The following is a 13,852-nucleotide window of genomic DNA, read 5'->3' as shown; positions in this document are numbered from 1 at the left end:
GTTTTCCCTTGTATCATACGTGGTAGTATACCTTGTGATCAAGAACGCACACGGGAAGGAATCAATTTGTTGAACCTTCGTCGTGCACGATTACGCCGGTTGTGCTGTATTCCGGAATATTCAGGGACACATTGATCCGGAACCCCACATCGATCTCCTCTTCCCGGAAGCCGATAGTATAAGTAACAACGTAAGGGGTCTCGATGTACAACAGGGTGAGCTGGAGGGTGTGCTGATCCTGCCAGGCCGCAGAAGTGACTACCTCTTGCCGGTGCAGTGACAAATCTTTGTAGAAAACATCCTGCGCATGCAGCATTTCTGTATAACTGAACGGCAGCACGTTATCCCGCTCAACCCCATAGCTCAACTGAACCGTCAGCCGATTTCCCTGTATCTCCAATACGATCTCCCTCAGCCCATGAGGATTGTCAGCCAGGCGGTAACCTTTGCGGCCACAATAAAAAGCCGGGCTTGGAACGGGCTGAACCGGTGGAAGAGGATAAGTCCAAGCGGCTAATTTGTTTTGCAGTTCAAGCATATCTGTATGGTTATAAGCTTCCTCGCGGTCTAACCGGTCAATAATATATTCATAGATGAAATCTAGCAGTGTCTGCAGCTGCTGCATGCTCCCGAACGCGGCCGTTGCCGCTATAACAAGTTGTTCCTGGGGAGCAACCAGGCACAGCTGGCCAAAAGAACCGTCCCCTCTGTAGCAGCCCCTGCGGCACATGTGAAACTGATAACCGTATCCCTGGGCGGAATCGGTACGGTCTTTCGGGGCAGACAGGCGGTTATCGCTCTGTTCCGAGGTAGCTAAGGCGAGATAACGCTCAGATACGATTCTTTTTCCGGCGTACTCTCCTTTATTCAGCAGCATCTGGCCGAATTTGGCGATACTTTCGGTAGACAGGCTCAGGCCCATTCCTCCAGCCGTAATCCCCAACGGACAGGTTTCCCACACAGGTCTTGGGATCTCCAAAGGTTCAAACAAGCGCGGCTGCAAAAAATCAACCAGACTCTGGCCGGAAACCTGCTCAATAATCGCGGACAGCATATAAGTGCAGTGGGTACTGTATACATAATGACTTCCCGGCTCATGCGGAACCTCCTGCGCCAGAAAAGCCCGCACCCAGTCTTCTTCCTGCGCCACAGCGCCGTAAATATTATCGTGATGGCCTGCGTTCATCGACAGCAGATGGTGTACCGTCATCCGGGCCAGATTGGGTGAAATGTTCCCTGGAAGTTTCGCCGGAAAGAAGGATATGACGGTGTCCGCAAGCGTCAAAAGCCCTTCGTCAATGGCAATCCCAACTGCTATAGAGGTGATACTTTTGCTCAGAGAATACAGCAGCTGCGGCTGATCCAGACGATAAGGAGCCCGGGCAAATGCTGACGTAACCACCCCGTCCTGCAGCAGTATGAAGGTGTTGACGGCGAGAGCCGACTGTTCGATTTGCGAGAAGAAGTCCAGCAGTGTACGGCAAGATAGGCCGTGATCTTCGGGTAATCCTTTTAACAATTGCTGGTTGTGCATCCGGAGCTTGCTGACCGCAGCTTTCCACAGCTCTGCTTTTAGCTCTCCGGGAAAGCGGTATGTATCATACTTCAAGGCATATGGGTTGATTTCTACGGTTTTTCCTGCCTCTGCTTCCTTCTGGGCAAAGAAAGTGACTGCCTTAACTGGATTGGATGCGAAATCCTTTAGTAACATGTTCTGCAATTGATCCAGCAAGTGATGCTCATCTGCGACTTGTAATTTCAAAGCTCCTCCGGTTCTCTTGACTTGCGATTCGTAATTCCCGCAATGATCAATGACCTCCCAGCCCGGCCATTCAGACTGAATCCGGGTTTGAGCTGCCGCAAAATCTTTGGCATGCCAGATCTCGATCCTTTTTTGCGTAACGTCAATATGAAAGCCTGCAGCCGGAAAATCCTCCGTCCATTCGCTCAACGCTAAACTTCGGTAACCATATGACTTATTTATGCGGTTAATGAACGCGGGACCGCTCAACAGATAAGCTGCAAGCTCTTCGGCCAAAGGGAACAACAGCAGGTCATCATCGGCAAATTTCACACTTGCAACCAGGTCAACCCATTCCCTTGGTGATGAGGGAGCCAGAGTCATATCACCGGTATATGCTTCACGTTCCGCTAATAGTGCTTCTTGGGGATAGCCTACATAGGATGCAAGATCAACTATGCCTTCATAGGCCCAGGTGATCTCCCACCCCTGCCAGATACTTCCCATAAGCCTTAAAAAGAGGGTTCGCAGGGGGATATCCAGGAGAATATCTTCGCCGCCGTAAAATACCAGCTTCCTCTTCTCCAAATCTATTACTGCGCCGCCTTCCGCCCACACCTCATTCAGCCATCCCGGTCCGGATTCCACCGCCCGGGTCTGCCTTTCTATGAATGACAGAGCATACTCCGGCCCCCAGAATAAATCAGCCGGCAAAGTATTCGCACACCAGTGACTATAATACAACTCATAAGCCTGTTCTCTGACTATAATCAGATTCGCTCTTTGTCCCATGCTAAACTTCCCCTCTGCTAAGCAAACAGCGCGTACCGGTTAGGAACCGGCACGCGCAACTGAATTGCTGGTTGTATTTAGTTTATCATTCCGGGACAATTCCAGCTATTCCCTTAAGGCGTCGGCATGCCGCCGTTCGCATTCAGCGTTTCGCCGCTGATATAGCTGGATTCCTGACTGGCCAGGAACACGTAGGCCGGAGCCATTTCGGCCGGCTGGCCGGGACGGTTGAGCGGCGTTTTGGCGCCGAAGTCTTTCAGCGCCTCTACCGGCTGGCCGCCGCTCACCTGCAGCGGAGTCCATACCGGTCCGGGAGCCACCACATTCACGCGGATCCCCTTTTCGGCAACCTGCTGGGCAAGCGATTTACTGAAGGTGTTAATCGCTGCCTTGGTCGTTGCATAATCCAGCAGGATCGGTGCAGGCGTATAGGCCTGAATGGAAGAAGTGTTGATAATGGTGCTGCCCGGCTTCATATGCTTAATCGCTGCCTTACAGAGCCAGAACAGCGAGTAGACATTGGTCTTGAAGGTGGCATCGAATTGTTCTGTTGTCAGATCAGCAATATCCGGCACAAATTGCTGCATGCCCGCGATATTCGCCAGAATATCGATCCCGCCGAGCTGCTCCACAGCGGCAGCAATCAGCTGCTCACAGTACTGCTCGTCCTTGAGATCACCCGGCATCGCAACTGCCTTACGTCCGGCATCCTCCACAAGCTTCACTACTTCCCTTGCATCGGCTTCTTCCTCCGGCATATACGCCAGCAATACATCCGCTCCTTCACGGGCAAAAGCTATCGCCACCGCACGGCCAATCCCGCTGTCTGCTCCAGTGACCACCGCTTTGCGTCCGGTGAGCCGCCCGCTGCCGCGATAGGTCTCCGCACCGTCATCCGGCTTCGGATGCATCGCGGTTTCCAGTCCCGGGGCTGGCTGCTGCTGCTGATATTCCGGTGTTGCTTTGGGATATTGGGTCGCAGGGTCTTGAACCTTATATTGATCGCTCATTGTACATTCCTCCTCTGTGAATTTCCATTGGGTGATGACCATGGCACCATAAACATCAAAACACTTAGACTCTTTTTATGTAACCATAATTCCCGATGCTAAACAGCAACCGGGCCGCCCCTTTACGAAGGGACGGCCCGGTTGTGCTTAAACGGCTCCAGCTTAAAATGATCCTATTTCCTAAATAATTTATGTACACAGCTACTTGCTGACGCAGTTTCTGCCCTTCTTCTTCGCCCGGTACAATGCGGTATCGGCCGCTTTCATGACTGCATCCGGTGTTTTGCTTTTCTCATTCTTTTGGGCAATCCCGATGCTGATCGTGATATAGATTTGTTTCCCTGCTCCCCCGCTGCGCGATTTTGATTTACGTTTAGCCTTCCCTTTGCCACGGCTCTGCCCCCGTACTGTGAACCCGCGCTTCGCGACCTTCTCTCTTAGCTCTTCCAGATGCGGCATAGCCTCCTGGATGCTTTTGCCCGGGAATAGAATGGTGAACTCCTCCCCGCCATAGCGGAAGGCTCTGCCGCCCCCGGTCACGTCCTTAACAATCGAAGCCACCAGCTTCAGCACTTCATCTCCGGTATCGTGGCCATAGGTGTCATTGAATTTTTTGAAATGGTCAATGTCCAGCATCGCAATCGCATAGTTCATGCCCAACTTCAGCATGTCCTGCTTCAATGCCCGCCTGGAAGGCAGGCCGGTAAGCTCATCCGAGAAAGCCATGGCATACGAGTCTTGAATAATCGAGGTGATCAGAATGATGCCTGACATTGTCCACAGCAAGGCGTAGGCGACTGGATCATGATCCAGCTGCAGCACGTAGAGCATCCCCAGCAGCACCGCCATAAAAGCAACATCCTGTGAAGACCTGTAAGACATTTGCCGGATCAGCAGCCGGATAAATGTGATTATGAAGATCATCAGGGACAGCTGGGACAAAGGCGTCACCCCCTGCAAATTCACAGGCAGCAGTTCCATCTGCAGCCGCTCCAGTAGACCGCGCCTCTCCGGGAGCATCGCCCAGACGGCAGCCGCCGCCTCTGCCGCAATCAATCCCAGCCGGATCAATCCCCATAAGCTGAATATCCCACGCTCCTTGAAGAAGGAAAAGATCAAAATATTCACCGGTAGCAGTACACACAGAATAACGTACAGATCAGGTAGCACCATGGCTGCGCCCGTTCCCGGAAGCTCCGGTAAATACTGCAGCGAAGCTGCAGCCAGCGTAAAAATAACCATCAGGAAAAACTCCCGGCTGCGGTTAAATTTCCAGGCGAGGACACCCCCGGTCAGAAAGACGGCGTAGGGTGCCAGCTTCAGCAAATCCAGCTGCGGACCGGACAAGGCCTGTACGTTCTTATAAGCCAGATAAGCCAATACCATTAACAATAAGGGCAATACGATCATGGAAGCTGCTTTGATTAACTTGTTCAATGTGGTTTAAATCCTCCGTGTGGGTGTCTGCTATCCGTTATCCTTTCACAGGAATCGTATAAAACATCCGGGATCCATTGCTGTTGGTGTACCAGATAACCTTGCCGCCGCTGACCACCGGATTGCATTCAGACAGTGTAAAATATTTGATACTCTGAATATCCCCGGCAGCTTTGCCGCTTCCATCGGTAAACACATATTTCACATCACCGGGATGATTTTCTTTATCGAACTCCTGCCACAGCACCATCATTTGATCATCTGCTATCCGGACAAGCTTAGGAATGGACGCTATCCGGTCCGTGCCCACATATTTAGCCAGTGTAATCGTATGAACGGAGGCGCTGTTCAAGCTGCTTTTGGGCAACACGCTCAGAATGATATCCCGCTGATCCGTCTCCAGACCCACCATCTCATAAGAGGTATATTCGCTGACCAAAGAATGGTCAATCGAATTCATGGCAGCAATATAGCTGCTTGAGGACATTTCGAACCCGCCAATAGAAACCCCGGTCGTATTCGCTCCGGTTTTACCCGGGATATCGAACAAATCCACCTCGCTGTAACTCGTTCCGGTTCCTTTATGTAGAACAACCGAACGGGGATAAGCATCCCCATGATCCACAAGCACCTGTTCACCGCCGTCAAACAGCACGTATTGATCAAAAGAGTGGCTCACATGATTTTTCTGGAAGCGCCCCAGATCATTGGTTACAGTCATGCTTGAGGTATTCACGATAATTGTAAGCTGGGATTGATGGTTCAGCTTGTCCTCTGTGGTGTATCTTGTACGCGAGGTATGGAATACCAGAGTGTCCCCTGAGTCAGCCATTCTTCCGGACCCGGCGTCAAAAGGACCCACTGTATAGCTCTGACCGCCCGTAATAGAGACACTGCTGATTCTGTTGAAGCTTTTATCGTATTTAACAATGCGGATCACTTCTTTACTGTCGTTCTCTTCCCGGTTCTCTTGTCCATAAGCAATATAATTATATTGTTCACCGCTATAAAAGCCGCCGAACAGCGGGAGCTCGTAAGCAATCTTTTGCGTTGCAGTTCGTTCGTAGTTTGCATTGTACGTGTCAATTGTGACCTCTTTGCCCGCTTCTACGACACTTACCGAACCGTCTGAGTTATTGACAAGGTACGACGACACTGTACTTTTCCATCTTGGAAAATCAGAGGACTCGGCATTATCCACCGCTTCACCGGATGCTTGGGTACGATAGGCATTGTCCGGTGTTCTGGAGAACATCACCAGCCGGTTCAGCTGACTGTCATACTCCAGCTCGAATGGAATTTTGCCGGCCAAATCTCTTAATTGAAAGTAATTGCTCCCCTCAATATTGTAGGCCTTAATAGACTGCAGCACTCCGTCGATCATCACCTTGGAGGTGGACAGCGCGGCAGCATAAGCTCTGCTCCGGCTAAAATACATACTGTCTTCCGTCCCTTGAGGCGTATAGGCTCTTCCTGTTACGATTTCAATGGCCTTATTCTCCTGATTCCAGGTGATATCGAACTGGCTCGGGGTTCCCGAGAAATTCCGGGCCAGATCCCGCAGATTGAAATAATTGCTGCCCGCGATATTGAAGCCGTTAGAGCTCTTTTCTTCCCCCTCAAAATAGGTACTGCTCCCGGTCACCGTGGCCTTCACCGTGTTACTTGCATAAGTAGCGGTGCCAAAGGCCGGTGTTACCATCAACAGCACCAGCAACAGACCAAAAATCCTTTTCATTGATGTTTCCCCCATTAAATGCGATATGTACAGCAAGCAATATTAACGTGCGCCTGTTATTACTTATCGGCAATTGTGCTTCGCTGGTTGAATTATTAATGCACGCTGCGGGTCAGAAAAAGACCCCTATCTAACTTGGTAGATAGAGGTGTATAATCAATCACCTGCCAAAACTTCGTTTTGGAACAATAAGGCTCGTTCAGAAGCCGGCAAGTGCCTCCTCAATTAATCCGCTGAGCTCTCCTGCACCATCACTACCCTCACTTAAATCTACAAAATACACCTGAACCGAAACACCGTCCTTGCTTCTATATATGATTGGATCTTTTATCTCCGCAACCTCTGTTGTCCAAGGATATACGAGAATTACAGTTTGAGCAGTGTATTTCTTATGATAAGCATAGGCCTGATACATGTCAGATTGCGAGATCCCATGATTCCCATCCGGTGTAAGCATCTTCCACTTGGTATCCAGTACAACCGTACCCTGAGCACAGGTAACTACGATATCCGGTTTTAGCAGGAAGCGCTGCCCGGGCTCATCATAAAGATGGTACAGCCGGTGCTGTGTCATCAGCGAATACTTGGGGTGAGCCAGATTTTTCTTCAATTGTCCGGCAAGATAGCTTTCGAAAACCTTCTCCATAGGAAACAATAGAGCATATGCTACCCCGCTTCCTATAAACGGCGTAAAGCTGTTTCTGTACAGAAACACTCGGCACCACTGCAGAATTGTTGCATATTCACTCATATTCCGATCGTCTGTGACTTTGGCAAAGTCCTGATTGTAATCTGTCGAGAACTCTACGGACTCAAATGCAGCTGACAGGGTGTACAGGTCCTTCTGTAGTTTTCTGCTTGAGCAGACTTTCTGCAGAAATTTGATCGTTGATTTAATCAATCTGTTCTCCGAACGATCTGCACTGAATACATCATATTCGATGTAAAAGCGCTCCTTGTGCACCGCATTTAGCCGGATATGTTCAGCAAACTTGAGTTTGCCTTTATAGAAATACTCGTTATCCTCGTGTTCGGTATACGCGGATTTCAATCCCCGTTTGACCAGATTATAGGCTTCTTCAACGAACATCCGGATGAAAATATCAAGAATACTGTATTTCTCTTGGTTCAGACTGGAGACATTAAAATGCTTAAAAGGCATCCGCAGGAGGGATTTCAGCATTTTCAGGAAAACCTGTTTGGTTTCACTCTCAGAGCTCTCCGCATTCCGTGAATATAGTTTAGGCAGGATCTCAATCTGTGCACCACTATTCATGGTGATTACACCTACATAGTTACGGGCGCTGATAACTTTGCCGATCCCTCTTTTGCTCGTTACCACCATCAGCTCTAATGGATCCGTATCTGACACCTGTCGATTGGACAACACAAACTGCTCCAGACAGTCAAAAATAGGTTCAGGCATATAATGAAGGTTCGGGAGCTTCACATCCGGATTCTTGGTGAACGAGTCATATTCTTTAATGGTATATTTCGTCCGGTTTATCATAGGGAGCTGCGACTGTATATTTTGCGGTAGGCTTGGGCATTTTCAAACGCTTCTTCATTAAGCATGTAGCCTGCTTCGTCATCAAACTCAAAACCGTTCATATCCCCAAACAGCTCCGTTATATCCGTCTTTTTGGCCAGAATAAACTGTTCACTCTCAGGTTTGTTATTGTCACCAAGTACGAGCCGGATCTTGTCATAGTCTTCATAAAAGTACTCCTGCAGCAGCGGGATAATTGTATTGCGGAAAATGTGAGCCAGATCATCCAGAGCAGAGTGATTGTTTAATGACATAAAGTAAGCATGCCCGATCATATGCTCCCTGTCATATAGTACCTCGATACGACGATTCATCATTTCCAGCATGGCGGACAACTCAATGACCTCACTGCCAACCTGTATACTAACAAGCACTTCCGGACACGGCATCATTTCCGCAAAATGAAAACGGCGGCGCAGCGCAGTGTCCAGCCTGGCAATCGAACGGTCAGCAGTGTTCATTGTGGCAAGCAGATAGACATTGCCCGGAACACCGAACACTTCTTGTGAGTAAGGCAGCCTCAATCTGATTTCTTCTGCTTGTCCAATACGTTTGGACGGCTCAATCAGTGTAATTAACTCCCCGAGAATTTTCGAGATATTGCCGCGGTTGATTTCATCGATAATAAACACGTAATTGTTTGCATTCTCCTGAATTGCTGTACTATGAACATTGCTATTAGCTTTTAGCATGACCAGCACATCCGCAAGCGTGATTCTGTTCAGCCTGTATACTGAGCCCAGTGTCATAACCTTATTTCCATTGAGCGCATAAATATCCTCCCGGATATCTTTGGCAAGCCATTTTACATTGCGGGAACGTTTGTAGTCCTCCATTTGATTGAGCCATTCATATTCACCTGTAACGACACCGATGGCATCAATAGTTTTTTCATCGTGGAGAATCAGGACAATATCACCGATCACCATCTCGCTCATGAACCGGGACAGGATCGTCGCTCCGCCATATTCTCTGAAGTCTGTCTCATCTGTAATCCGTTCTCCGTAAGAGTCCCACCCGATCCGGATTCTATCATTATCAAAGCAATCCTGTTTCACATCACTTTGACCTGAACCGCCGAGTGAAACCTTCCATATGACTGGTTCTTTACGAATTCCGTACGTATTACTGTCCTGAATAACTGGAGTCTGCGCTTTTTCACAGAATTGTTTAAATACTCCCGGTTTTATCTCGTACGCAACATTATCGCCAATCTGACCTGTCTCGTCACCCTGCTGAATCTTCGGCTTAATCCCTTCAATAAACTCCTCATAGCCATAGGATTGATGGAATGTTGTGAACTCAATAAGCCCTTTATCTTTGTAAGAACGGTAGCGTTCCTGGATTACTTCATAACCTCTGGTTCTTACTTCATACATAATGTTATGTAAGGGCTTGTTCTCAATGATTGCGACTGCATATGTGACCGTATTGTAGGTTTTGCCTGTGCCTGGAGGGCCATATAAAATGATATTTTTATCAAGGAGTGCAGTAGGCAGTCCTGCAGCAGCTGTAAATACTATAGGCGTGCTCGTTATCGAATAGTTCAAAGGATTTCCATCGGCATCACCAACCGGTTCATTCCCCTTTTCCTGTTCACGCAAGAAATCCTCATAGTACTCAAGAGCATATTGAAAAGCTTTATTGCCAGCCTTGATGTTAATCTCTTCGAAATTCTCCGCCCTTTCCATACGCTGTCTAATCTCATGAAAATAATTAGCTGAAGTAATCCCGTAAACATCTGTATTCTCCAGTTCAATTCCTGAAAGTCTGGCAGGTGCGGTCGATAATGATGAGGCGTACGAATTTACTGTATTTTCGGAATATAGTTCCCCATTTGATTTTCTCTTCTGCTTTAACCAGTAGATGTATTGTTGCTTGTTAAGCTTGGATAAATCACTCATTAGGTTAGCTCCTATACAATAAGATAGAGTCGCTTTGTTCTTCCAGATATCAGTATGAAAGTCCACTTTGAAGACCATGATAGTATATAACTTTGGATCAAAATACCATTATTTCATATTATTAATTCACTTTAGATGTCTCGCGCAGGCTCAGTTTCCTTTATCTCAAACAAAAAAGCCGCGGCACCTATCCGCAGCTTCTCCTGTATGAATCCCGTTCTATGCTTTTCTGACAAACTCCGATTTCAGCTTCATAGCGCCAAAGCCGTCAATTTTGCAGTCGATGTCATGATCGCCTTCAACCAGCCGTATGTTCTTCACCTTTGTACCGATCTTCAGCACCGAGGAGCTTCCCTTGACCTTCAAATCCTTAATGATGGTTACAGAGTCTCCGTCGCTTAGGACATTGCCGTTGGCATCCTTCACAACCTTAAGGTCTTCACTGTTCCCGTTCTCTGCACCGGCAGTCCACTCATGCCCGCATTCCGGACAAACCAGCTGCGCTCCGTCCTCATAAGTGTACACTGAGCTGCATTGCGGACAATTCGGCAATTCATTCATTATTCATTTCTCCATTCGCACTTAGGTTCCTTGTTGCGGTCACGGCAACCCTCTTATTCTAGCACATATGTAAAAGCTGAATATATGAATATTTGAAATATAGCGAGTATACCTGACCAGATCCCTGTTAATCTCCCGTAGCATCCAGCCCCGTCAAAAGCTCGGCATACAAGGATTTGACTTCAAGCGAGGGGCTTATGCCGATCTCCGCACGCAGGGTCTCCGCAAATTGCGAATACTGCCGGGTCAGCGCCTCTTTATTCTTCAATTGGGCGGAAGCCGTCAGCAGCAGCATTAGCGATTCCTCATCCAGCTCATTGCGGGAGAGCAGCTTCATCAAAAGCCGGGTGGCGGCACCGGCCTCTCCTCTATCCAGCAAAGCGGCACATAGACGCCGGGTAAAGCGGGTATACATCTGTGACATCCGCTCAATCTCATTCCAGGCCCAGGCAAACACCTGATCACCGAACAAATCTCCCATGAACAGCTGTTCCAGCTCTATTGCAGCATCAATATTTGTGTCATTGATTACGGCCATTCTCCGGCAGCCTTCCTCAAAGGCCAGCACATCTACCCGGACCCCGCTAAGATTCAGCCCGTAATGCTGATTCTCGGAATGCAGACTCTTTTTTAAGCCATAGGTGTCCAGCAGCTTCCGCAACTGATAGATCGTTGTGTTGAGATAGATTTCGGCATTTTTTTGCGGCAGCCCGTCAAAGATATCCTCGATCAGCCTGCTTCTGGAGACAAGCCTGCCTTTATGGATCAGGAGGTAGGCAAAGACCTCTGCACTTTTTTTGGATTTCCATTTCGTCTTGATTCCCTGTGTACTGTGAATTTCAATCCCGCCCAGGCAGCTGACCAGCACTTCAGGATTCTGCTTCTCCGGAGCTCCTTCTGCCGCATTCTCCAGACGGAATTGTGTAACCGCCCGTTGTACGGTATGGGCAAGCCTCTCCTGTACTACCGGTTTGACGATATAGTCAAAGGCATATACTTCAAAAGCAGGCAGCGCATATTCCTTATGGGAAGTAATGAAGACTAGCTTCGTACCTTTGCCGCTCTCCCGCAGCCGCTGTGCAAATTCCAGCCCGTTCTCACGGGGCATGCTGATATCGACGAAGATCAGATCCACCTCATGATGGGTCAAATACGTATAAGCGGCAGCTGTATCCGCAAATATACCGGCGATTTCAACCTCTGCCATTTTGGCAAGCATCCGCTTCAGGATTAAGTGCATGGCCTTCTCATCATCGATAATGATCACTTTCATACCATCCTGCCTCCTGACACAAACGCGGGAACCGGCGGGAGCGGAAGGGAGAAATAGAAGGTGCTCCCCTCCGAAGGTATGCTGTCAAACCAGATTTCGCCCCCGTTCAGGCGGACAAATTCCCTGCATAGCGATAACCCCAGGCCAATCCCTCGCTCTCCCTCCGTTCCCAGTAAAGAGACCGGGTACTCGTCCTGCAGCAGCGTATCGGCTTGTTCCCGGGCGATTCCTTCCCCCGTATCCTTTACAGAGACTACTATCATCGTATCCTTCTGCTCTGCCTTCAAAGAGATGCTTCCTCCAACCGTTGTAAATTTAATGGCATTCGTCAAAAGATTACGGATAATCAGATCGAGCATCTCTTTATCAGCATACACATAGGTCCCTTCCGGAATCTCGGAAATCAGACGGATCTGTTTACTGCCGCTGCGGACGGATAACAGCCGTAAATTCCATTCCACCGACAGAGCCAAGTCCCTTTCAAGCGGCTGAAGCAGAAGCCCTCCGGTCTGGGTATGGAAAAATTCCAGCAGGCTTTCCACCAGGGCAAACGTATTGCGGATCTGCTGCCCCATCTCATCGACAACCTCCGTCCGGCTCTCTCCGAGCTCCTGCATTTCTTCCTCCAGCAGCTCCATCAGGTTGACGAGCACCGCTATCGGATCACGGATGTCATGGGCAACCACACTGAACATTCTGTCTTTGAACGTGTTCAGTTCACTAAGCTGTCTGGCATTATCATGCAGTCTTTCCTCTGTGCGCACACTGTCAGTTACATCGCTTAAAAGCAGCATTTTCCCGACAGGCTTATGGCTGTTATTCCGGATATAAGACAGCTTGACATGATAGAATTTGTCTCCGGAGCGGTTTGAGAGCTGAAGCTTGCTTATAGTGGAAGGCTCTTGCCTCATAAGCTCCAATAAAAGGGGAGAGTCAGTGAATATCTCGGAGGCCGTTTTACCGATACTCCTGCTGTTTAATCCGTCAATGACCTCTGCCGCCGAGCGGTTGAAGCTTGTAAGAATATGATCAAGGTCAAAGACAATGACGGCTTCCTGCATGGAGCCGAATACCTGCTGAAGCGCCAGGGGAGCGAGCCGCAGCATATTAAACTGATAAATTCCCCAGATATAAAAAATACCCGAAATCAAAAAACCGAACGGTGAAATATCAACCGGCATATAGACCAGCCCGCTCAGATACACGAGGGTGAAGCCGTAAGGCCCCCAGGAGCCGATGATTATGAGCGCGACCGGTATCCTCATCCGGGGAGCGGACCTGATAAACATTTGCACCAAAAATACCATTCCAATTACAAAGAAGCTATAGGAATAGAACACATGCAGCGCATACAACGGCCCTTTCACGAGCGTAACCAGCGGGAAGCCTTCCGTGTAATTCAGGGTCATGCTCTTATAGAACAAGTGATGCCACTCATTAGTGTTGTGGGCTATAAAGGTAATTACCGGGACAATCATCAGCAGCAGAACATTTCTCCGGTTTACCCAGGTCTGCCGCCCTGTATATTGAAGCACCATAATAAACCACAGCACTGTCCCGAAAGGAATTCCGATATATTCAATCCGCAGCCAAAAACGGATATGCTCCAAAGAGGTACTGAGAATCTCAAAAGCATAACCAAAGCTGTAAAAGGACCCGGTCAGCATGCCAAGACCGTAGCTGATCGCGATCGGCAGGCTTCTTCTCTTCCAGCAAAGATAAGCCAAAACCAGTGAACAGCAGGTCGCTGCCATCAGCAGTGCAAACAAATACAAATTATAGCTCATCCAGGGCTGACCTCTTTCAGGAATAAATCGGGAATCTATGCCTCCTATGTTAACAGATCG

General features: G+C 48.7%; 9 protein-coding genes. All 9 read right to left on the bottom strand.

Annotation, left to right across the window (positions count from 1 at the left end; translation table 11 throughout):
* Nucleotides 1–61: 61 nt before the first annotated feature.
* Nucleotides 62–2,533 carry a serine hydrolase domain-containing protein gene (locus QU597_RS03655; protein WP_310831423.1) on the bottom strand — a complete coding sequence of 824 codons (2,472 nt, stop codon included), beginning with the start codon at nt 2,531–2,533 and terminating at the stop codon, nt 62–64.
* 113 nt (nt 2,534–2,646) lie between these two features.
* Nucleotides 2,647–3,543 carry an SDR family oxidoreductase gene (locus tag QU597_RS03650; RefSeq protein WP_310831422.1) on the bottom strand — a complete coding sequence of 299 codons (897 nt, stop codon included), beginning with the start codon at nt 3,541–3,543 and terminating at the stop codon, nt 2,647–2,649.
* A 201-nt stretch (nt 3,544–3,744) separates the two neighbouring features.
* On the bottom strand, nt 3,745–4,980 hold the full coding sequence (locus tag QU597_RS03645; protein WP_310831421.1) for a GGDEF domain-containing protein: 1,236 nt from the start codon (nt 4,978–4,980) through the stop codon (nt 3,745–3,747).
* Between the two features lie 37 nt (nt 4,981–5,017).
* Complete coding sequence (locus QU597_RS03640) at nt 5,018–6,718, bottom strand: hypothetical protein (protein WP_310831420.1); 1,701 nt, start codon at nt 6,716–6,718, stop codon at nt 5,018–5,020.
* Nucleotides 6,719–6,917: 199 nt separating this feature from the next.
* The gene (locus QU597_RS03635) at nt 6,918–8,228 is read right to left on the bottom strand and encodes an McrC family protein (RefSeq protein WP_310831419.1); all 1,311 of its coding nucleotides are present in this window, start codon (nt 8,226–8,228) and stop codon (nt 6,918–6,920) included.
* Complete coding sequence (locus tag QU597_RS03630) at nt 8,225–10,171, bottom strand: DUF8426 domain-containing protein (RefSeq protein WP_310831418.1); 1,947 nt, start codon at nt 10,169–10,171, stop codon at nt 8,225–8,227. The genes QU597_RS03635 and QU597_RS03630 overlap by 4 nt, the downstream gene beginning before the upstream one ends.
* Before the next feature lie 219 nt (nt 10,172–10,390).
* Nucleotides 10,391–10,732, bottom strand: coding sequence for a zinc ribbon domain-containing protein YjdM (locus QU597_RS03625; protein WP_054943839.1), 342 nt, complete (start codon nt 10,730–10,732; stop codon nt 10,391–10,393).
* 127 nt (nt 10,733–10,859) lie between these two features.
* On the bottom strand, nt 10,860–12,005 hold the full coding sequence (locus tag QU597_RS03620; protein ID WP_310831417.1) for a response regulator: 1,146 nt from the start codon (nt 12,003–12,005) through the stop codon (nt 10,860–10,862).
* The gene (locus QU597_RS03615; protein ID WP_310831416.1) at nt 12,002–13,792 is read right to left on the bottom strand and encodes a sensor histidine kinase; all 1,791 of its coding nucleotides are present in this window, start codon (nt 13,790–13,792) and stop codon (nt 12,002–12,004) included. The genes QU597_RS03620 and QU597_RS03615 overlap by 4 nt, the downstream gene beginning before the upstream one ends.
* Nucleotides 13,793–13,852: the final 60 nt, after the last annotated feature.

The sequence above is a fragment of the Paenibacillus pedocola genome (genome assembly GCF_031599675.1).
Lineage (GTDB): Bacteria > Bacillota > Bacilli > Paenibacillales > Paenibacillaceae > Paenibacillus_AQ > Paenibacillus_AQ pedocola.
The sequence above is the reverse complement of the archived record's forward strand: the minus strand, read 5'-3'. Positions and strand labels throughout refer to the sequence as shown.